Source organism: Phenylobacterium immobile (ATCC 35973) (assembly GCF_001375595.1).
GTDB lineage: Bacteria > Pseudomonadota > Alphaproteobacteria > Caulobacterales > Caulobacteraceae > Phenylobacterium > Phenylobacterium immobile.
In genome coordinates, this window is record NZ_CVJQ01000001.1 from 1,325,339 (window position 1) to 1,346,902 (window position 21,564).

Annotated in this window: 17 protein-coding genes; 10 read left to right on the plus strand and 7 right to left on the minus strand. The window is 65.8% G+C overall.

Going from position 1 to position 21,564, the window contains the following annotated elements:
* Positions 1-4 precede the first annotated feature (4 nt).
* From mrdA to BN1313_RS06515, 4 genes are all read left to right on the plus strand, one after another.
* Positions 5-1,984 (plus strand): penicillin-binding protein 2, encoded by a 1,980-nt coding sequence (gene mrdA, locus BN1313_RS06500; protein WP_091738039.1) that lies wholly within the window; start codon positions 5-7, stop codon positions 1,982-1,984.
* Complete coding sequence (gene rodA, locus BN1313_RS06505) at positions 1,981-3,135, plus strand: rod shape-determining protein RodA (protein ID WP_091738042.1); 1,155 nt, start codon at positions 1,981-1,983, stop codon at positions 3,133-3,135. The genes mrdA and rodA overlap by 4 nt, the downstream gene beginning before the upstream one ends.
* 228 nt (positions 3,136-3,363) lie before the next feature.
* Complete coding sequence (gene galE, locus BN1313_RS06510) at positions 3,364-4,431, plus strand: UDP-glucose 4-epimerase GalE (protein WP_245620118.1); 1,068 nt, start codon at positions 3,364-3,366, stop codon at positions 4,429-4,431.
* The gene (locus BN1313_RS06515; protein ID WP_091738046.1) at positions 4,428-5,318 is read left to right on the plus strand and encodes a beta-1,6-N-acetylglucosaminyltransferase; all 891 of its coding nucleotides are present in this window, start codon (positions 4,428-4,430) and stop codon (positions 5,316-5,318) included. Before galE ends, BN1313_RS06515 begins: the two co-directional genes overlap by 4 nt.
* Positions 5,319-5,361: 43 nt before the next feature.
* Here BN1313_RS06515 and pip read toward each other — a convergent pair whose 3' ends face one another.
* Positions 5,362-6,354, minus strand: a complete 993-nt coding sequence (pip, locus tag BN1313_RS06520) for a prolyl aminopeptidase (RefSeq protein ID WP_091738049.1) — start codon at positions 6,352-6,354, stop codon at positions 5,362-5,364.
* A gap of 182 nt (positions 6,355-6,536) precedes the next feature.
* On the opposite strand from pip, the gene BN1313_RS06525 reads away from it, so the two are divergent.
* Genes BN1313_RS06525 through BN1313_RS06535 form a run of 3 tightly spaced genes read left to right on the plus strand, consistent with a single transcriptional unit; the run spans position 6,537 to position 13,217 of the window.
* On the plus strand, positions 6,537-9,800 hold the full coding sequence (locus tag BN1313_RS06525; protein ID WP_245620222.1) for a transglutaminase family protein: 3,264 nt from the start codon (positions 6,537-6,539) through the stop codon (positions 9,798-9,800).
* Entirely contained in the window at positions 9,793-12,324 is a 2,532-nt protein-coding gene (locus BN1313_RS06530) for a circularly permuted type 2 ATP-grasp protein (RefSeq protein ID WP_091738054.1), read from the plus strand. The genes BN1313_RS06525 and BN1313_RS06530 overlap by 8 nt, the downstream gene beginning before the upstream one ends.
* A complete protein-coding gene (locus tag BN1313_RS06535; protein WP_091738057.1) occupies positions 12,321-13,217 on the plus strand; it encodes a transglutaminase family protein in 897 nt (298 codons plus the stop codon). Before BN1313_RS06530 ends, BN1313_RS06535 begins: the two co-directional genes overlap by 4 nt.
* A 1-nt stretch (position 13,218) precedes the next feature.
* On the opposite strand, the gene BN1313_RS06540 is transcribed toward BN1313_RS06535, so the two are convergent.
* The gene (locus BN1313_RS06540) at positions 13,219-13,791 is read right to left on the minus strand and encodes a sigma-70 family RNA polymerase sigma factor (protein WP_091738060.1); all 573 of its coding nucleotides are present in this window, start codon (positions 13,789-13,791) and stop codon (positions 13,219-13,221) included.
* 252 nt (positions 13,792-14,043) lie between these two features.
* Between BN1313_RS06540 and egtB the strand changes: the two genes are divergently transcribed.
* Positions 14,044-16,260 carry an ergothioneine biosynthesis protein EgtB gene (gene egtB, locus BN1313_RS06545; RefSeq protein ID WP_091738063.1) on the plus strand — a complete coding sequence of 739 codons (2,217 nt, stop codon included), beginning with the start codon at positions 14,044-14,046 and terminating at the stop codon, positions 16,258-16,260.
* Positions 16,261-16,285: 25 nt separating this feature from the next.
* Here the strand turns inward: egtB and BN1313_RS06550 are convergent, their stop codons facing one another.
* The 5 genes from BN1313_RS06550 to BN1313_RS06570 form a co-directional block, all read right to left on the minus strand.
* On the minus strand, positions 16,286-16,501 hold the full coding sequence (locus BN1313_RS06550) for a con-10 family general stress protein (protein WP_091738066.1): 216 nt from the start codon (positions 16,499-16,501) through the stop codon (positions 16,286-16,288).
* Positions 16,502-16,707: 206 nt separating this feature from the next.
* Positions 16,708-18,051 carry an ATP-binding protein gene (locus BN1313_RS06555; RefSeq protein ID WP_342666764.1) on the minus strand — a complete coding sequence of 448 codons (1,344 nt, stop codon included), beginning with the start codon at positions 18,049-18,051 and terminating at the stop codon, positions 16,708-16,710.
* A complete protein-coding gene (locus BN1313_RS06560) occupies positions 18,048-18,785 on the minus strand; it encodes a response regulator (protein ID WP_091738069.1) in 738 nt (245 codons plus the stop codon). Before BN1313_RS06560 ends, BN1313_RS06555 begins: the two co-directional genes overlap by 4 nt.
* A gap of 52 nt (positions 18,786-18,837) precedes the next feature.
* Positions 18,838-19,515 carry an MBL fold metallo-hydrolase gene (locus BN1313_RS06565; RefSeq protein WP_091738071.1) on the minus strand — a complete coding sequence of 226 codons (678 nt, stop codon included), beginning with the start codon at positions 19,513-19,515 and terminating at the stop codon, positions 18,838-18,840.
* A gap of 71 nt (positions 19,516-19,586) precedes the next feature.
* Positions 19,587-20,414 (minus strand): oxidoreductase, encoded by an 828-nt coding sequence (locus BN1313_RS06570; protein ID WP_091738074.1) that lies wholly within the window; start codon positions 20,412-20,414, stop codon positions 19,587-19,589.
* Positions 20,415-20,500: 86 nt separating this feature from the next.
* Between BN1313_RS06570 and BN1313_RS06575 the strand changes: the two genes are divergently transcribed.
* Together BN1313_RS06575 and BN1313_RS06580 are read left to right on the plus strand one after the other, a co-directional pair.
* Positions 20,501-21,076 carry a TetR/AcrR family transcriptional regulator gene (locus BN1313_RS06575; protein ID WP_091738077.1) on the plus strand — a complete coding sequence of 192 codons (576 nt, stop codon included), beginning with the start codon at positions 20,501-20,503 and terminating at the stop codon, positions 21,074-21,076.
* Positions 21,077-21,249: 173 nt separating this feature from the next.
* Positions 21,250-21,519, plus strand: a complete 270-nt coding sequence (locus BN1313_RS06580; RefSeq protein ID WP_141653091.1) for a hypothetical protein — start codon at positions 21,250-21,252, stop codon at positions 21,517-21,519.
* Positions 21,520-21,564 lie beyond the last annotated feature (45 nt).

Genomic DNA, 21,564 nt, shown 5'->3' on the forward strand with positions numbered 1-21,564 from the left:
AGTTATGTCCGGGCCGCAGATTTTCTTCGCCGAGGTCAACGAGCGACAGGGCGTCTTCCATCGCCGCGCCTTCCTGCTGGGCGGCATGGCGGGCCTGGGTCTCGCTGCGCTCGGCGGTCGCCTTGCGCACCTGCAGTTGGTCGACACCCAGCGCTACGAAAAGCTCGCGGTCTCCAATCAGTTCAACTTCAAACTGGTCCCACCCCCGCGGGGTCTGATCCTTGACCGAAACGGCGCCGTCCTGGCGGCCAACCGACCGAATTTCCGGGTGCTCGTCTCCCGTGAGAAGGACGTCGACGTCGCAGCGACGCTGAGGACCTTGGCGAACTTTGTCCCGATGGATGAGGCCCGGCAAAGGCGCATCGAACGCGAGATCACCAACGCGCCGCGCCGCGCGCCCGTCTCGGCGCTTGAGGATCTTACCTGGGATCAGTTCTCCGCGATCAATGTCCGCGCGCCGGAATTGAATGGCGTCACCGCCGATATGGGCGAGGTGCGCGTCTACCCTGACGGCGGCGCCTTCGCCCACGTCATCGGTTACGTCGCTAAGGTCAACAAGGAGGATTTGACGGATACAGGCCCCAACGCCGATCCGATCATGCTTCATCCAGGCTTTCGGATCGGCAAGCAGGGGGTCGAGAAGGCCTTCGACCTCGAGCTGCGCGGCCGGCCCGGCGCCCAGAAGGTCGAGGTCGACGCCAATGGCCGCGAGGTGCGCCACGACACGGACGGCGACATCGCCGCCGTGCCGGGCAAGACCGTCCAACTCACCCTGGACATCGATGTGCAGAACCGCGCCCTCGAGGTTTTCGGCGAGGAGAGCGGCGGGGCCGTCATGGTCGACTGCCGCAACGGCGACATCCTGTGCATGCTGTCGGCGCCGAGTTTTGACGCCAACCGTTTCGTGCGCGGCCTGCAGTCGGCGGAGTATCGCGCGCTCGCAAACTATGAGCGAAAGCCCCTGCTGGATAAGTGCCTGTCCGGCACCTATCCGCCGGGCTCGACCTTTAAGACCATGACCAGCATGGCGGCGTTGGAAGCCGGCGTCGATCCAAGCCAGACGGTGTTCTGCGGCGGCGGCATGTACTTCGGCGGCCGCTACTTCCGCTGCCACAAGCACGGCGGCCACGGGCCGCAGACCATGCACGACGCGCTGCGGAACTCCTGCGACGTGTACTTCTATGCCGTGGCCGCGCGCATCGGCCCCGACCGCATCGCCGCCGTCGCCAAGAACTTCGGCCTGGGCCAGATCTTCGACATCGGCATTCCCGGTCAGAAGCGCGGCGTGGTGCCTTCCACCGAATGGGTTCGCACCCATCGCAAGCGTGATCCGAAATGGCACCCGGGGGAGTCGCTGAGCTATGGGATCGGCCAGGGCATGCTGACCGTGAACTGCCTGCAGTTGGCGGTGATGACCGCCCGCCTGGCCAACGGCAAGAAGGCGCTCAATCCACGTCTCGTGCGCTCCATCGGCGGAATCGACCAGCCTTCGGGCGCGGAGGCGCCAGATCTCCCCTATTCAGCGGAACACATCGCCTACGTGCGCGGCGGTATGGCCGCGGTGACCGAGATCGGCGGCACCGGCTATCGCAACAGCCAGCTGGGCCTGGGCGATATCTTGATGGCCGGCAAGACCGGCACGGCCCAGGTTTATAGTTACAAGGCCGGCATGCCCCGCGGCCAGAGCGGCCCTTGGCGCCTGCGCGACCACGGCCTCTTCGTCGCCTTCGCGCCGATCGATAGGCCGCGCTACGCGATCGCCGTCATCGTCCAGCATGGCCTGGGGGGATCCACCGCCGCCGCGCCGCGGGCGCGCGAGATCATGCGCACGGCTTTGCTCAAGGACCCGGAAATCCGCGCGCGCATCGAACAGCCTTTGCCAATGCCGGAGCTTGCGCCGGACCCGGAGGAGGGCGCCGTTCCCGACGCGCCGACGGATGCGGCGGATATCGCTCGCGGCCTGGCCGAGGCTGGCCCGGCATGACCGTCTCGGCTCTCACCCGACCGGGCGAACGCGACCGGCTGATCGTCAAGATTGGCCAGATCGATTGGTTCTTCGCGCTGACCCTGTGCCTGATCGCCGGTGCCGGTGGGCTGATGTTGTTCTCCGTCGCCGGCTCCAGCTGGGAGCCCTGGGCGATCAATCATGTGATCCGCTTTGGCATATGCCTGGCGTTGATGACCGGCCTGGCGCTCATCGATATCCGCGTGTGGTTCGCCATGGCCTACCCCGTCTATGCGGTGGGTCTGCTGCTGCTGGTGGCGGTGGAGATCATCGGCGATGTGCGGCTTGGCGCCCAGCGGTGGCTATCGATCGGCGCTTTCAGCTTCCAGCCGTCGGAGATCATGAAGATCGGCATCGTCATGGCTCTGGCGCGGCTCTACCACGGGGCGCCGGCCTACGCGGCGAAGATGTCCTGGTGGCTGCTGATCCCCGCGGCGATGGTTATGGCGCCGGTGCTTCTCGTGGCCCACCAGCCGGACCTCGGCACCGCCATGCTGATCTTCATGACGGGCGCGGCGATCATCGTCCTCGCCGGGTTGTCCTGGCGGATCATCGGCGTGCTGGCGGCGATCTTCATCGCTGTCGTCCCGCCCTTCGTGATGTTCGGCATGCACGACTACCAACGCAAGCGCGTGCTGACTTTCCTCGACCCCGAAAGCGATCCTTCCGGTTCGGGCTATCACATCCTGCAGTCCAAGATCGCCCTCGGTTCGGGAGGCTTCCTGGGCAAGGGGTATGGCCTGGGCTCGCAGAGCCAGTTGAACTTCCTGCCCGAGAAACAGACAGACTTTATCTTCGCCACGCTGGCCGAAGAGTTCGGCTTCGTCGGCTGTATGTCGGTGCTGGTGCTCTACGCCGCGGTGATCTTCATGGCGCTCAGGACCGCCTACATCAGCCATTCCCATTTCGGCCGCCTGGCGGCGGCGGGGGTCACACTGACCTTCGCCCTTTATGTCTTGATCAATGGCGCCATGGTCATGGGCCTGGCTCCGGTGGTGGGCGTGCCCATGCCGCTGCTGTCCTACGGCGGCACCGTCATGATGACCGTGATGATCGGCTTCGGCCTGGTCCAGTCGGTGCGCGTGCACCGCTACAGCGAGATCACCAGCGGCAAGGGTGCGCTGGTTTAACCGCCTATATCGTCTCAGTTTCGCTTGCCTAAATGCGGCGTAATGACTGCGGCGGCATGATCTAAAGTATGTTACTGAGCATACTTAGGGTGAATATTTCCTCGGAATATTGCCTCGAATAATCGCTTGGTGTTGCGCTCACGCGTGCAGATGCTGAGCGAATACGCAGCGTCTACGAAAATTCTGATTTAATACATAGAGCGGCTCGCTCCGCTTGTGCACACGTTCATGGCGTTGTCCGGCGACTCCGGCGGCGCGGACACCGCAATGCAAACCGTGCTGGTGATCGGCGGCGCTGGCTACGTCGGCAGCCACTGCTGCAAGCAATTCGCCCTTGCCGGATGGCGCGTGGTGACTTTCGACAACCTGTCGACGGGCTGGCGCGACCTTGTGAAGTGGGGCGACTTCATAGAGGGGGATATTCTCGACCTGCCGACCTTGAAAGCCGCGATACGGGCGACCACGCCGGATGTTGTCGCGCACTTCGTCGGCCTCACCGACGTCGCCGGTTCGATGGCGGATCCGGCATCCTACTATCGGACGAATGTGGTGGGCTCGATGAATGTCGCAGACGCCATGCGCGCCGGCGGCCGGGACAAGATCGTGTTTTCATCGACGGCGGCGACCTACGGCGCGCCCCAGGTCGAGCTTTTGACTGAAGAACATCGGCAGGAGCCGATTAGCCCCTATGGCTCCACCAAGCTGATCGCAGAACGGATGCTGCTGCACTACGAGACGGCCTACGGGCTTCGCTCAGTGGCGCTTCGGTACTTCAACGCCGCCGGCGCAGATCGGGATGGCGACACCGGTGAGCGACATCACCCTGAAACCCACCTGATCCCTCTGGCGGCGCGAGGCCTGCTTCGTGACGACTATGTCTTCACGATCTTCGGCGAAGACTTCGACACCCGCGATGGCACCGCTGTCAGGGACTATGTGCATGTCTCTGACCTGGCGCGCGCGCATGTGGCGGCGGCGGACTACCTGGTCGCCGGTGGGATCAGCCAGGCCATAAACCTTGGCTCGGGAACCGGCTCGACCGTGATGGAAATCGCCAATGCGATTGAAGCGGTGGCGGGGCGCAGGCTCCAGCGGCGCATCGGGCCCCGCCGCGCAGGTGATCCTGCGGTGCTGGTCGCCTCGAACCAGAAGGCGAAGCGCCTTCTGGGTTGGTCGCCTCGCCCCTTGGGCTTGTCTGAAATCATCCGCACCGCCTGGCGCTGGCACAGCGTAACCGACCATGGCTGGGTCGGTCCTAAGACACCCGAAATCTTGCAACCAAGGCTTGTCACATGATTGCGTACCTCATCCTGGTTCATCGCTATCCCGAGCAGTTCAAGCGGCTTTTCAAGGCGATTTACGACCCTTCCAACCACTACGTGGTTCACGTCGACAAGCACTCAGGGCCAGCGCTCGCCAACGAGGTCGCGCTCTTTCTGTCAACCTACGAGAACGCGGCGATACTTGACAGCAAGCCGGCGCTTTGGGGCGGCTACAGCCTTGTCGACGCCGCCCTGCGCGGCATGGCCAAGGCGCTCGAGATGAATCCTGACTGGCGATATTTCATCAATCTCAGCGGACAGGATTTCCCGCTGAAAACCCAAGCGCGCATCGCGGCGTTCCTACGCGCCAATGAGGGTCGAGAATTTCTGCGCGTGCTGGATCAACAGCGAATTCGGCCTGACACTCTGCTCCGGATCAAGCAGGTCACGATCGAAGCCTTCGGCCGCATATTTCGTACGCCGCTCCGCCGCCCGTTCCTTAAGGGGGTGAGACCTTACATCGGCAATCAGTGGATGACGGTCACCCGTGAGTTCTGTGAGTTCGCCAGCGGCGATCGACGGGCCGCTCGGTTCAAGGCCTTCTATCGGAACAGCTTTATTGCGGATGAAGGCTTCTTCCCGACCCTGATGATGAGTTCGAATTCTCATGGAGAGATCGTCAGCGACGACATGCGCACGATCGATTGGGTGCCTGACGGCGACATCAAACTACGCCCGCGGACGTTTGTCGCGAGCGACGTCCCTATGCTCACGTCGGGGCCCAACCTCTTCGCACGGAAGTTCGACATGAGCGTGGATAGCGAGGTTATCGACCTGCTGGAGGCCGATCTTGCCGCCCAGAGCCTAGCCGACACGGCGATGTCCGCCAGCGCGCCGCGAGGCCTGACAGCCGCCGCTTAGGGGCTCGCCAGATCAGCACACGCCCGCGAGCGAGGCGGCGGGGTTAGGCTCGCACCAGCGCCTGGTCTGTCGCCCGCACCAGAGCGTCGATCACCCCCGGTTCGGTTGAGGCGTGGCCTGCGTCCCAGACGACCTCCATACGTGCGCTGGGCCAGGCTTTCGAAAGACGCCAAGCCGCATCCATCGGCGTCACCACGTCGAAGCGGCCCTGCACAATCCACGCGGGAATGTGTTTGATCCGCTCAATGTTGTCGATGATCCAGCCCTCAGGAAAGAACCCCCGGTTGGTGAAAAAATGGCACTCAATGCGCGCGAAGGCGATGGCGAAGTCGACCTCGTTGAACTTTGACGGCCGCGCCTCAGGTCCACGGATCGAGATGGTGTCGCCCTCCCATTGGCTCCAGGCGCTGGCGGCCTCGGCGCGGATCTGGCGGTCGGGGTGGGTCAGGCGCTTGTGGTAGGCGGCCATCATGTCGCCGCGCTCCTCTATGGGGATTGGCGCGCAGTAGCGTTCCCACGCGTCGGGGAAGAGGATGCCGGCGCCTTCCTGGTAGAACCACTTCAGCTCGCGTTCGGTCAGCAGGAAAACGCCGCGCAGGATTAGGGCCTCGACCCGCTCGGGGTGCGTAATGGCGTAGGCCAACGCCAGCGTTGAGCCCCAGGATCCGCCGAACACCGTCCATTTTTCGACGCCGGCCTTGATGCGCAGGCGCTCTATGTCCTCGATCAGGGTCCAGGTGTTGTTATCGTCCAGGCTGGCGTTGGGCCGGCTCTTGCCGCAGCCGCGCTGGTCGAACAGCGTCATCCGCCAGCGCAGCGGATTGAAGAACCGCCGCATGGTCGGGTTGATCGCCCCGCCGGGGCCGCCGTGCAGGATCACGCAGGGCTTGCCGAGGGGGGAGCCGCATTCTTCGTAATAGATGTCATGCCCATCGCCCGTAGGCATCCACCCGGTGGCGAAGGGCTCGTTGTCCGGATAGAGGCCGCGCCGGTTGACGGACGACGATATCGCGGCGGTCGGGAAGGTGCGGTCCATGCGCCAGCCTAGCAGATCGCAGCCCGCCGCACACGGGCTAGCGCCGCGACCTTGGCGCGCGCCAGAGGCTGAATCGCGCGCAGACGTCGAAAATCGAACAATAGCGACGCTTTCCTCAAACCGGGCAGGACGAACAGGCGTTAAGCTGGCGCCAGGCAGACCGGAGCCGCACCCTGTCCACAATCGTCGCGCTTAATCACGTCACCCGCTACCTTTACGATGAGCCGGTCACGCTCAGCCCCCATGTGGTGCGCCTCAGGCCGGCGCCGCACGCGCGTACGCGCATCCCCAGCTATGCGTTGAAGATCGAACCGGCCGGTCATTTTATCAATTGGCAACAGGATCCCCACGGCAATTGGCTGGCGCGCCTGGTCTTTCCTGAACCCACACGCGAACTGTCGATCATCGTCGACCTCACGGCTGAGATGACGGTGGTCAATCCCTTTGATTTCTTCGTCGAGCCCTACGCCGAGGTCTTACCTTTCGCCTACGCCGACGACGTGGCCCAGGACCTCACGCCTTATCTGTCGATTGAAGACGCCGGCCCGGCGCTCGACGCCTTCGTCGCCGGCCTCAAGACGGAGGGGCAGGCCTCTGTGCCATTCCTCGTCGGCCTGAACGCCGATCTGCAGCGGCGGGTGGCCTATGGCGTGCGCATGGAGCCTGGCGTGCAGACGCCCGACGAGACTCTAAACTTGGCTTCCGGCTCCTGCCGCGACTCCGCCTGGCTGCTGGTGCAGATCTTGCGGCGTCTGGGTCTCGCGGCTCGGTTTGTGTCGGGGTACCTCATCCAGCTCAAAGCCGACATCGATCCGGTGGACGGGCCGATGGGCACGCGCACGGACTTCACTGACCTGCACGCGTGGGCCGAAGTCTACCTGCCGGGCGCCGGTTGGATCGGTTTCGACGCCACCTCCGGCTTGTTGTGTGGGGAAGGCCACATCCCGCTCGCCGCGACGCCGCATTACCGTTCAGCCGCCGCCATCACCGGCCTGGCGGCGCGCGCGGCAGACCACTTCGACTTCTCCATGTCGGTGACGCGGCTTGTCGAACCCATTCGCATCACCCGGCCCTTCGAGGACGACGCCTTCGAAGACCTGCTGGCCTTGGGCGACCGTGTCGAGGCCGACCTCTCCGCGCAGGATGTGCGCCTCACTATGGGTGGCGAGCCCACCTTCGTCTCGATCGACGACTTCGAGGCGCCGGAGTGGAACACCGACGCGTCTGGGCCCACCAAGCCTGCTCTTGCTGAACAGCTGATCGTGCGGCTGAAGAACCGGTTCGGCGCTGGCGGCTTGCTGCACTACGGCCAAGGCAAGTGGTATCCGGGCGAGCCCCTGCCGCGCTGGGCGCTGGGCTTGCATTGGCGGCGCGACGGCTTGCCGATCTGGCAGGGTCCACAGCCGGCGGAGCCCGACGAGAGCATCGGCGCCTTCGAGGTTCAGGCCTTCATGCAGAGGTTGGCCGCCCGGCTGGGCGTCGACCCAAAGCATGTCCTCGCCGCTCGCGAGGAGCCTGTGGGATTGATCAAGGCCGAGGCCGATCTGCCGCCGGACGCTGGAGACGATCCCGATTTTGCCGACCCCGAGGTGCGCGGCGCGCTACGTCGGACAATCGAGGGCGGGCTGGGCAAGCCTGTCGGCTACGTCCTGCCCCTACGCCGCGCGATCGCCAAGGCGGAAGGCGAGGGATGGCTCAGCGAGGCCTGGACCTTCCGGCGCGGCAATCTGCACCTCACGCCCGGCGATTCCCCTATCGGCCTCCGGCTACCCTTGAGCCGGTTGCCGGTCCTCAAGCCTGAGGCTTTCCCGTGGCTTGAAACGGTCGATCCGACCGAGCCGCGCGGGTTCCTGCCGACGCCCGCCGAACTGAGCGCCCGTACGCCCGGCAAGCGCGGGGATAAGGCCCATGTGCGTACGGCCCTGGCCGCGGAGGTGCGCGACGGTTTCCTGTGCCTGTTCCTGCCGCCGCTGGCCCGCGCCGAGGAATATCTGGAGCTGATTGCTTTGATTGAGGCGGTCGGCGACGGGTTGCCGATCCGCATCGAGGGTTATCCCGCGCCGGAGGATCCGCGCCTGGGGGTTTTGCGTGTCACCCCCGATCCTGGGGTTATCGAGGTTAACGTCCACCCGGCCGAGACCTGGCGCGAGGCTGTCGCCATCACTACGGGCGTCTATGAGGACGCTCGCGCGATCCGCCTGGGCGCGGACAAGTTCATGATCGATGGCCGCCACACCGGCACCGGCGGCGGCGCCCATGTGGTGATCGGCGGCGCGCGGCCGGAGGACTCGCCGTTCCTGCGCCGGCCCGATGTCTTGAAGTCGATCCTGCTCTACTGGCAGCGTCATCCGTCGTTGTCCTACCTGTTCTCCGGCCTGTTCGTGGGTCCGACCAGCCAGGCGCCGCGCATCGACGAGGCGCGCCACGACTCCCTCTACGAACTCGACATCGCGCTGGACCTCATTCCGCCGCCGGGCGGGGAGCCGCCTGCGCCATGGCTGGTGGACCGGCTTCTCCGCAACCTGCTGGTCGATGTCGCCGGCAACACCCACCGCAGCGAGATCTGCATCGACAAGCTGTTCTCGCCGGATGGTCCGGCGGGCCGACTGGGCCTGCTGGAGTTCCGTGGCTTCGAGATGCCCCCGGACGCGCGAATGAATCTGGCCCAGCAGCTTGTCATCCGCGCGCTCGTCGCCTGGTTCTGGCGAGAGCCGCAGCAGGGTAAGCTGGTGCGGTGGGGCACGGCGCTGCACGATCGTTTCATGCTGCCGCAGTTCGTCTGGGCGGACTTCCAGAACGTCCTGCGCGACTTGAAGATGGCCGGGTATCCGCTTGATCCACATTGGTTCGAGGCCCAGCGCGCGTTTCGCTTCCCAGTCCATGGCGAGGTCGAGTACGGCGGCGTCACGCTCGAGTTGCGCCATGCGCTGGAGCCTTGGCACGTCATGGGTGAGGAGAGTTCCCTCGGCGGCACCGTTCGTTTCGTCGACTCCTCGATCGAGCGGCTTCAGGTATTGGCGCGTGGCTTCAACCGTGAGCGTCACGCCATCACTTGCAACGGCCGCGCCCTGCCGATGACGCCTACTGGCGCCTCGATGGAGGCGGTGGCCGGTGTCCGCTACAAGGCCTGGAAGCTCTCGAGCGGTCTGCACCCGAACCTGACCGTCGACGCGCCCCTGACCTTCGACATCATCGATCTCGCCAACGGCCGATCGCTGGGCGGCTGCGTCTATCATGTCGCCCATCCAGGCGGGCGGAACTATGATACTTTCCCAGTGAACTCCTACGAGGCGCAGGCGCGCCGGCGGGCGCGGTTCCAGACGTTCGGCCATACGCCGGGGCTGCTCGCCGTGCCGCCAGCTATCGTGTCCGACGAGTTCCCACTGACGCTCGATCTCAGGACTCAAGACCACCGCATGTCGGACCCGAGGAACTCCCGTGGCTGAGCTCTCCACCGCCGAGCGTCGCCAAGCGAACCTTCGGCCGGACGCCGCAGGCCGTCTGTCGGCTTGGCTGAGGGGCTATCATCCCTTGCCGGGCGTACCCGACGAGCTATTTGATTCTGCGCGAGTTCCTCGAGATTACTGGTTGAATTTTCTGGGAGATTTTTCCGAGTATCCGGAGGGGGAGTCCCGTAGCCGGTTCAGCTTGGCGATGCGCCACATCCGCGACACCGGGGTTTCCTACCGGGTCTATGGCGAAGAGACCGAGCGCGCCTGGCCCTTGGGGCCGATGCCGCTGATCCTCGAACAGGCGGAATGGTCGCAGATCGCCGCAGGCGTCGAGCAGCGCGCCAATTTGATCGAGGCGGTGCTCCAGGACATCTACGGCGAGGGCAGGTTGGTCGCCGAAGGCGCCCTGCCTGCCGCGGCCTTAACCGGCAGCCCCGACTTTATCCGGGCTATGCGTGGCGTGCGGCCTGCTGGCGGCAAGTTCATGCAACTTTACGCCGCCGATCTCGGCCGCGGTCCTGACGGGCGCTGGTGGGTGCTGGACGACAAGACCCAGGCGCCATCGGGCGCTGGCTATGCGCTGGAGAACCGGCTGGTGCTTAGCCGGGCTTATCCCAATCTTTACAATGCTATGAACGTACAACGTCTAGCAAGTTTCTTCGACGAGCTGCGCAAGGGGCTCACGGGGATCGCTTCGCGTAACGACCCGCGCATTTGCCTGCTGACCCCAGGGCCGTTCAGCGAAACCTATTTTGAACAGGCCCATCTCGCCCGTTATCTCGGCTTCCTGCTGGTCCAGGGCGACGATCTCGTGGTCCGCGACGGCAAGGTTTACGTCCGCACCATCGCCGGCCTGAAGCGCGCCGATGTGATCCTGCGTCGCGTCGACGCGGATTTCCTCGATCCCCTCGAACTGAACAACGCCTCGCACCTGGGCGCGCCGGGCATGCTGGAGGCGATCCGCCAGGGCGGCGTCGCCATGGTCAATATGCCGGGCACAGGGGTGATGGAGACCCGCGCGCTCCTGGGCTTCCTGCCAAGACTGGCGCGGCGCCTGCTGGGCGAAGACCTGAAGATGCCGAACGTCGCAACCTGGTGGTGCGGCCAGGCGCGGGAACGGGCCCTGGTGGAGCGCGAATTCGACGACCTCGCCGTGGCGCCAGCCTTCAAGGGACCGTTGGGCGCGGGGCTCATGGACCGGGCGCGTCTGGTCGCCGAGCTCGATCCGGCCGAACGCGACCGACTACGCCAGCGAATTTCCGAACGCCCGGGCGACTACGTCGGCCAGGAGGTGGTCCAGCTTTCCACCATGCCCGTCCTGCGCGACGGCGCCCTCACGCCCGCGCCGTTCGTGCTGCGGGTCTATGCGGCCGCCACGCCCGACGGTTTCAAGATCATGCCAGGCGGTTTCTGCCGCACCGCCCATAGCGTCGACGTCCGCGCCATATCCATGGGCGAGGACGCGGGCACGGCGGACGTCTGGGTGATCGGCGACAAGCCCGTCGAGCGGATCACGCTCCTGGCGCGCAAGGAGGACGTGAAGGTCCAGCGCCTGATGGGGAACCTGCCCAGCCGCGCGGCCGACAACCTGTTTTGGCTGGGCCGCTACATCGAACGCGCCGAGGCGACGCTTCGCCTCGTTCGGAGCCTGTGCACCAGCCTGATGGACGCCGAGTCCGCCATTCATGGGTCCGGCGAGACGCTCGAATGCCTGCAGCAACTGCTGATTGACTGGGGCGCGCTGGACGAGGAGGCGTTGGGCGCCCGCGCCCTGCTGGCCGCCCGTGACGCCCTGCACGACGAGGACGCCTACGGTTCAGTGATCTACCTCGTCCGCGCTGCGCGCCGCACGGCCTCCACCATGCGGGAGCGGCTGTCGGCGGACTTCTGGACCCTGATCGTCAATCTCGAGCGCCGTCTGGCCGAAGCGGCGCAGGCGCCCACCTCCGAAGCCGAGGCGCTGCAGCAGACCGAAAGCGCCCTCCAGATCCTGGCCGCGCTGTCGGGCCTGGCGCAGGAGAACATGAACCGCACCGACGGCTGGCGCTTCCTCGATATGGGCCGCCGGATCGAGCGGGGCATCAACACCTGCCGGATCATGCGTACGCTGGCCCACGACGAGGCCACGATCGACGACCTCGACCTATTCCTGGATCTGGCCGACAGCCAGATCACCTATCGCGCGCGCTATCTCGTGGGCCTGGCGCTGACCCCAGTGCGCGACATGATTTTGCTGGATCCCTATAACACTCGCTCGCTCGCCTTCCAGGTCGCCGCGCTCAAGGGTCACATCGCCGCCCTGCCGAGCCTGCGCGAGGATGGCATGCTGGAAGAGCCGCAGCGGATCATCCTGACCTTGGCCGCTGATGTGGAGACCGAGGACGCCGCCGCGCTGGACACCGACAAGGTGCGCGCCTTCGAGCAGACCCTGATGCGCTTGTCGACGGCGGTCGCCGATCGCTATTTTCTGCAGGGCGCCAATGCGTCTCCGACCATCAAGCTGGCGGGGCTGGCTTGATCTATTCGATCCGTCATCGCACGACCTACACCTACGAGTCCGCCGTCACCTTCGCCCGCTGCGTATTGCGGCTGACGCCGACCTCCTCCGGACGACAGACGGTGCTGTCGAGCGCGGTCTCGGTGACGCCGCGTGCGTCGGAGACCCTTCGGCGTCTTGGTCCTTATGGCGAGCCGACCCTGACGCTGATGATCGATCGGCCGCACACGGCCCTGGTGATCGAGGCGCGGTCGCGGATCGAGGTCCATGCACCGCCGGTGGAGGTGGCTGGCGCGCCGGCCTGGGGGGCCGTCCGCGAAGCGGCCTATGAGGTCGATGCGACAGACGCCAACAGTCCCGCCGCCTTTCTCTATCCCACGCGGCGCACGCCCGTCGCGCCGGCCATCACCGACTATGCGCGAGTGTCCTTTCGGCCTGGCCGCCCGGTCGTCGAGGCCGCAGCGGAATTGATGGCGCGGATCAAGGCCGACTTTGTCTACGACTCGAAGGCGACCGACGTCTCGACCTTGGCGATGGAGGCCTTCGACGCTCGCCGCGGCGTCTGCCAGGATTTCGCCCACGTCATGATCTCGGGCTTGCGGGGCCTGGGCCTGCCAGCGGCCTATGTCAGCGGTTACCTGCGCACCAATCCGCCGCCCGGCCGTCCGCGTCTGGAGGGCGCTGACGCCACCCACGCGTGGGTCTCCTTGTGGTGCGGTGAGGCGCGCGGCTGGATCGGTTTTGATCCGACCAATGACCTGTTCGCGCAGGATGACCACGTTGTGCTCGCGACGGGCCGCGACTACGCCGATGTGGCGCCGATCGACGGCATCATTCTGTCGCCGGGCGAGCAGAAGCTGAAGGTGGAAGTGACCGTCGCGCCCGAGGGCGAGGAGGCGGCCTCGGCGGCCTGACTCAGGCCCGGCCGATGGCGGCCATGGTTTCCAGGGACAGGAACTCCGTTACGTCCTCGGCGTCGAGCAATTTCAGCAGCCGAGCGCGCGCGCGGTTCACGCGGCTTTTGATGGTGCCGAGGGCGCAGCCGCAAATCTCGGCCGCTTCATTGTAGGAAAGCCCAGCCGCGCCGACGAGAATCAAGGCCTCGCGGTGCTCATGGGGCAGCTTCGCCAGCGCCGCCTGCAGCGACTTCATCGCGAGGCTCCAGTCTTGGCTGGGATCCTCCTTCAGCGTGCTGGCGTAGTCGCCGCCCTCGTCGCGGACCTCGCGGCGGCGGCGCACCACATTGGTGTAGTAGGTATTGCGCAGGATCGTGAACAGCCAGGCGCGCAGGTTGGTCCCTGGCTCGAATTTCTCGCGATTGCTCCACGCTTTGATCAGGGTGTCTTGCACCAGGTCGTCGGCGTCCGACCCATTGTGCGAAAGCGACCAGGCGAAGGCACGCAGCGCCGGGATGAGTCCGACCACCTCATCACGCCAACTCTGGGCTGGGCCGCTTTCGGAGTCATAAGCATCGGGTCGCAAACCCATGGCCCGTCGCCTTCTGGCGGGCGCGCATCCCTTGCAAACGGAACCCTCGGTTCCGCCTGCGGCGCGTCCTAAATCGTTGAAATGAGGTCTACTAGGGACGTGCGAGGTGAACGCGGCGCCTTCTGTTGCGTTCCGTTTGCAGGAACAAGGCGCAATGGTGCGCCAGCGGCTGGTGACATCCGTGTGCGTTCTTGCGCCGCCCGGCTTTGTGGTCTCCATTCCCGACCCCGCCCGACAGAGAGATGAGGACTGATGGCCGATCTGCATAGGGCGCAGCTTGACCGCGCCGCCGCGACCATTGGGCCGAAGGCGCTGCTGAAGCGCTACCGCGCCGTGCGCGAGCAGAGCCAGAACTTGAGCCAGTGCCTGACGCCTGAAGACCAACTCGCCCAGTCGATGCCGGACGCCAGCCCCGTCAAATGGCACCTGGCGCATACGACCTGGTTCTTCGAGACCTTTCTGCTCAGTCCAAACCTCGCGGGCTACAAGCTGTTCGATCCGCGCTTCGGTTACCTGTTCAATTCCTATTACGAATCCGTCGGCGCGCGGCAGCCACGGCCCCAGCGCGGCCTGATGACCCGTCCGTCGCACGACGATGTGCTGGCGTATCGCGGGCACGTTGATCGGGGCATGGAGGCGCTGCTGGCCCAGGACAGCCCGGATGTCGAGGCCCTCGTCGAACTTGGCCTCGCCCATGAGGAACAACATCAGGAGTTGATCCTGATGGATGTCCTTCACCTCTTCGCCCAGTCGGCGCTGAAGCCGGCCTATGCGCCGGCGTCGCCGTTCGTGGCGAAGCCCGCCGTGGCGCCCCTGGCCTATGTCGGCTTCGAAGGCGGCGTCGTTGAAATCGGCCACGATGGGCAGGGCTTCGCCTTCGACAACGAGGGTCCGCGTCACAAGGTGTTCCTGGCGCCCTACCGGCTGGCCGACCGGCTGGTCACCAACGGCGAATGGCTGGCCTTCATCGAGGACGGGGGATACGCCCGCGCCGAGTTCTGGCTGTCCGATGGCTGGAGCCTGGTGCGCGGCGAAGGCTGGACCGGTCCCCTCTATTGGGAAGACACGGCCTCTGGCTGGATGGAGATGGGCCTGCATGGCCTGCGCCCGCTGGAGCTGGACGCGCCCGTCAGCCACGTCAGCTTCTACGAGGCCGAGGCCTATGCGACCTGGACCGGGGCCCGCCTGCCCACCGAGGCCGAATGGGAACACGCCGCGGCCAATCTCGCTGTCGCGGGCAATTTTGTCGGCCGACATGCGCTCAAGCCCCTGGCTGCGCCGCAAGGCGCGGGCCTGCGGCAGATGTTCGGCGACCTGTGGGAGTGGACGCGTAGCGCCTATTCTCCCTATCCAGGCTTCCGCATCGCGCCCGGCGCGGTCGGGGAATACAACGGCAAGTTCATGTCGGGGCAGTTCGTGCTGCGCGGCGGGGCCTGCGTCACACCGGAAGGCCACACCCGGCCGACCTATCGAAACTTCTTCTATCCGCATCAACGCTGGATGTTTTCGGGAGTGCGTCTGGCGATGGACGGTATGGATGCGGCGCTGACGTCGGGCTTTGAAGCCGACGCGCTGGAAGGCCTGTCCAGGCCGCAAAAGGCGATGTCGCCCAAGTACTTTTACGACGAAGAAGGCTCGCGCCTGTTCGAGTCGATCTGCGATCTGCCGGAATACTATCCGACCCGCACCGAGACCGCCCTGCTGCGCGAGATCGCCGGCGATATCGCCGCGGCGATTCCGGGTGGCGCGGCCCTGGTGGAATTTGGCAGCGGGGCGAGCACCAAGACCCGGCTGCTGCTCGACGCGGCGCCGCAGATCGAGGTCTACGCGCCCATCGACATCAGCCCGACGGCCCTCGATGAGGCGGCGCAAGCACTGCGCGTCGATTACCCGAAGGTGACCGTCGCGCCGCTGGTGGATGACTTCACCCGTGCGCTGCGATTGCCCGACGCGGTGGCCGGTCGGCCGGTCGTGGGCTTCTTCCCAGGCTCGACCATCGGCAATTTCACGCCGGCCGAGGCGACCGCCTTCCTGGCCAACGCCCGCGCCCTGCTGGGCGAGGGGGCGGTGTTCATCGTCGGGTGTGATCTGGTGAAGGACCCAGCGGTCCTGGTCGCGGCCTACGACGATGCGGCGGGTGTGACGGCGGCCTTCAACCTCAACCTTCTTGCGCGCATGAACCGCGAACTGGCCGCCGACTTCGATCTGGAGGGCTTCCGTCACTTGGCGAGATGGAATGCTCAGGCGCAACGCATCGAGATGCACTTGGAGAGCCAGCGGTCACAGACTGTGGAGGTGGCGGGCCGCCTGATCAGCTTCGCCAAAGGCGAGACGATCCACACGGAAAACGCCTACAAGTTCACCCTTGAAGGCATTGGTGGCTTGGCTGCGGCGTCCGGTTGGTCGTTGGAGCGTGCTTGGCGTTCGGACGAGCCGGGCTTCGCCGTGGTGCTCTTGAGGGCGGCCTAAGGGCCGCCCACCGCCTAAGGCTCTTCTAGACTTCGGTGTCGTCGCGCGCGCGGCCCGTGCCGCGGGACGCTTCGCCGCCTTTGCGGCCGGCCGAGGCGGCGAGGTCGCGGTCTTTGGCGAAGCTGCGCTTTTCGCCGGGCACGGACGCGCCGCCCTTGCGGGCGATCTCGCGGCGACGTTCAGGGTTCATCGCGGCGAAGCCGCGACGGGCGCGGGGCTTGGTGGATTCGACCGTAGGCATGGGGTCACTCCTTGTCGGGGCTGTCCGTCCGGACGGCGGCTTTGGCATGGCTCTGTCATCCAATTCGGCGACGGAAAGCGGTTACGTTGGGCTAACCAACGAGCCTCAGCAGAGGTTGCGTCGCCCCGCGCGCTAAACACGGCCGATCAAACGGACGTTATCGGATGAAGCGGCCGCCGAGGCCGCCCGGGGCTGGCCGGATCGCGTCAGGCCGGAAGACGGACCACGGCGGTCAGGCCGCCGGGGCGATTGCGAAGGGTGACGTCGCCCCCGTGGCCGCGGGCGATCGATCGTACGACGGCAAGACCCAGGCCGATCCCGCCGGTTTGCCGGCTGCGCGAAGGCTCGCGGCGATAGAAGGGTTCGAAGACGCGCTCGACGTCTTCGGCCGGCACGCCGGGCCCGTCGTCGTCGATCTCGACCACGGCCATATCGCTGTCCCGAAACACCCGCACCCGCGCCGCGCCGCCGAACTTCACGGCGTTGTCCAGCAGATTGGCGAACAGCCTGCGCAGGGCCATGGGGTCGCCCTCGACCACGACCTTCTCGTCGGACTCCATGTCCGCTGAAGCGCCGGTTTCCGTCATCTCGTCGCAGAGGCTGTCGAGCAGCGACGACAGCTCCAAGGGGGTGCGTTCACCCGGCCGGGTCGCGTCGCGGACGAAATTCAGCGCTGCGCTGATCATCGCCTCCATCTGGTCGAGGTCGGACGAAATCTTGGCGTGCTGGTCTTCCGGCAGAGCCTCGATGCGGAAGCGCAGACGCGTCAGCGGCGTGCGCAGGTCGTGGGCGATGGCGCCCATCATCGCCGTGCGGTCGTCCACATAGCGCTTCAAGCGCTCCTGCATGTCATTGAGCGCGCGCGCCGCCATGGCGATCTCGGAGGACCCCGTCAGAGTGACCGGCGGCGCGGAGGGATCTCGGCCCAGGCGCTCGGCGGCCTCGGCGAACTGGGCGATCGGTGCGGACATGCGCCGCGCAAAGATGAAGGCGACCGGCGCCATGGCCAGCGCCGAGAGCACGAACCACAAGCCGATGCGCTGCTGCCAGTCGCTGAGCCAGAAGCGGCGCTCAGGTCGCACCACCGTCCAGCGGCCATCGGCGCGCTTCACGCCGGCCTCGAACGGCGTGATCAGGAAATGTTCTTCGGTCAGATCGCCGTCGCGGCGCATCCGTTCCCGGATGATGCGGCCTACGCGCCGGTCGGCGAAGGGCATACGATCGCCGGCGATGACGACGCTGCGGCGATCGACCCCGAGATCGCGCGCCAACCGCTCGCGGATCTGCGGCGGGACCCGCTTGTAGGGTGCGCTGCGGGGCGCGTCGTCGACGGTCAGAACTTCGAGCGCCGGACGGTCGGGATAGGTCTGCCGGCCATTTATGAGGGCGTGTTCGACCTCGCTGACGCGGTAAAAATCGGGCACGGGCGGCGGCAGGAAGACGATCAGGATCAGGCTGATCACCTGCGAAGCGAGGACGGTCAGGCCGATCAGGCCCAGGAGCTGAACGAACAGCGGAACCGTCGGGCGCGCCCGCAGGATCGGCCTCACGTGCGTTTCACCTTGGCGGTGAACATGTAGCCTTCATTGCGGATCGTACGGATCAAGGTCTGGCCGCCGTCGTCCAGCTTGCGACGCAGGCGACTGATCTGCACGTCGATCGCCCGATCGAAGGCCTCGGTGTCGCGGCCACGGGCGAACTCCAGCAACTGGTCGCGGGTGAGCACCCGTTGCGGCCGTTCGACGAAGGCGCGGATCAGCGAAAACTCGCCGGACGACAGGTTCACCACCACCCCGCTCGGCGATCGCAGTTCACGCCGCACCAGGTCGAGCCGCCAACCGGCGAACTCGTATCCAGCCTCCGAGGTCGGCGCCGGTGTTTTCTGTTCGCCCCGCCGAAGCACGGCGCGCACCCGGGCCAGGAGTTCCCGCGGATTGCACGGCTTGGGCAGGTAGTCGTCCGCGCCCATCTCGAGACCCACGATCCGGTCGGTGTCCTCGCCCATGGCCGAGAGCATGATGATCGGCGTCGGGCCCCCAGCCAGGCGTCGGCAGATGGCCAGGCCGTCTTCGCCGGGCAGCATGACGTCCAGCACGATCAGGTCGACGCGGCCTCGGGCCAACGCCTGGTCCATCTCGCGCGCGTCGGCCGCGGTCTCCACGGCATAACCGTGCCGACCCAGGAAGTCGGACACCACGTCGCGGATGCCCGGGTCGTCGTCCACCATAAGAATGCGGGCGCCGGTGGCGTCCCCAGTGGCGGGCATGTCAGTCGCAGGCTCCATGCGACGCTTTTCGTGAAGCCTCGTAACGGGGGAATTTCATGGCTGAAATGACTCAGGGTCGCGCAAGAACGGCGTCGGCGACGAACGGATTGGTTCGCCGTTCCTGGCCGAAAGTCGACATCGGCCCATGGCCCGGGACGAACGCGACGTCATCGCCCAGCGGCCAGAGCTTCGTCGTGATCGCCTGAATGAGGTCCGCATGGTTTCCACGCGGGAAGTCGGTGCGGCCGATGGAGCCCTTGAACAGCACATCGCCGACCTGCGCGAACCGCGCCTGGCGGTGAAAGAAGACCACGTGGCCCGGCGTATGGCCGGGGCAATGCAGCACCTCGAACGCGGTCTCGCCCAATGTCACGGTGTCGCCGTCGCCCAGCCAGCGATCCGGCGTGAACGCCTCGGCCCCGACCGTGCCATGGCGAGCGGCGGCCGTGGGAATCCGATCGATCCAGAACTGGTCGTCCGGATGCGGCCCCTCCACCGGAACCCCCGTCCGCGCCCGCAAGGGCGCAGTCCCGCCGGCGTGGTCGGCGTGGCCGTGGGTGATCCAGATCTTCTCCAGCGTCAGGCCGCGCTGTTTCACGCCCTCCAGCAGCCGGTCGATCTCGCCGCCGGGATCGATGATCGCCGCCTTCAGCGTCTTGGCGCACCAGACGATGGTGCAGTTCTGCTGCAGCGGCGTCACCGGCGCGATCATGGCGCCGATGGGCGAGGGGGCGTCTGTGGTGGTCATCCCGCATGATCGACCACGGCGGGCGTGTCGGCTAGCCCCCAGCGCGACGCTTCAGCGATGGCCGGAGGTCCCTATTCGGCCTCGGTCGACCGCGCCAGCACCTTCCAGCGATCGGATTCCGCAAGGCGGCGGTGATAGGCCTCCTGAACCATGTCCAGCGCCGTAACACCCATGAGCAACCGTAGCGGCGCGGGTTGATCGCTGTTCAGCATCTGCATGAGCGCTGCGGCGGCCTTGGCGGGATCCCCTGCGGGCGAACGACGCGGCGCGTTTGGATTGACCTTGCGCATCGGATGCTCGCTGTAAGCCTCCATATGATCGGCATGGACCATGCTGGAACCACCCCAGTCGGTCCGGAAGCCGCCTGGCTCGATGATCGTCACCTTGACGCCGAAGGACGCAACCTCACCGGCCAGAGACTCGCTGAAGCCCTCCAGGGCCCACTTCGAGGCGTGGTAGACCCCCAGCAGCGGGAAGGCGATTTGGCCGCCCATGCTGGAGACCTGCAGGATGTGCCCCGACGTCTGAGCGCGCATTTGCGGGAGCACCGCCTGGGTCATCCAGAAGGCGCCGAAGAAGTTCGTCTCCATCTGGTCGCGAACCTGCTGCTCGGACGCTTCCTCAACGGCGCCCCGCAAGCCGTAGCCGGCGTTGTTGCAGAGAATATCAATGCGCCCGAAGCGGGCGATCGTGTCGTCGATCACCTGCGCGATATTCGCGCGATCGGTGACATCAAGCTTCATCGGCACGATGCGCTCGTCATAGGCCTCAACCAGAGGCTTCAGGCTCTCAGGGTTACGGGCTGTTGCGACCACCGTGTCGCCGGCGGCGGCGGCGGCTTCGGCGAAGGCGTAGCCGAGGCCACGCGAGGCGCCGGTCATGATCCAGATTCGAGCCATTCGATCCTCCCTTGTCGCCGCGGCGCGGCCTGAGCTAACTAGATCGTTAGCTAGGTTAGAACTAACTAGTCAGTCAAGAGGCGCATTTGGGAAACGCTGACGAGAGCCGAGCGCGTATTTATGACGCCGCCCTCGCGGAATTCGCCCGGTATGGGATCGCCGGCGCGCGCGTCGACCGCATCGCCGCGGCGGCCGGCCTCAATAAGAATCTGATCTACATCTACTTCGGAAATAAGGAGGCTCTGTTCCAAGCGGTCATCTCGCGAGAAGGAGACCGGCTCCAGGAAGCGGCGCCAATCCGAGGTGATGACTTGGAGGGCTATGCCGCCGACCTCTTTGACTTCACCGAGGCGCACCCCGAGCTTCTACGCCTGGTCCTTTGGAGCACGCTCGAAAACGGACCGTCGCCGCTCAGCGAGCGTGGGCGAGCGAGCTACCAGCGCAAACTCGACGTGATCGCTGCCGGTCAAGCTGCGGGCGCCTTGGGCCAGAGCCTTTCTCCAGCCGCTCTGTTAGCCGTGCTCTACGCGCTCGCGAACGCCTGGAGCGTGGCCAATCCCCAGGGCGCAGGCGTAACTCGCCTCGCGCCGATCACGCGCGACGAGAAGAAGGCCGCCGTGATCACCGCTGTGAAAGCTGTCCTCGCTCACATGTCGGATTGAAAAGCCCGCGCCTCGCCGTGTGGCCGCATGCGGTCGCCCGCCCCGCACGCTTTAAGAGGCTGCCCGTTGGCGACACCTGTTGCGACCGTTGCGTCAGCCACCGACGCGGCTGAAGACTTTCGTCCGCTTCCGACCCATCTCGGACCTTGGGAAGGTCTGCTATGAGGACCTTGATGAGCATCAGTCTAGAGCGAGAGATCGCTTCAATAATCGCGACCCTCGAAGCGCCCCTGTCGCCCGACGAGCGAGCAGCGGGTTGGACTAAGGCCGTGAAGTCTGGATACGCGCAGACGTTCTCCGACCTACTCACCCAGGTTCGCGTGACCTATGCGATCCCATATTTCGGAATCGTCCGTAGCCTTGACGCCTACGGCATTGGGGGTGGTGAGCTATATGACCGCCTGATCAGAGTTGCCAACGAGGCCAACGACCATTTGCGATAGTCCGCCGTCCGCATTCCACCCGTAGCAGACCGCACAGCAGGTCGC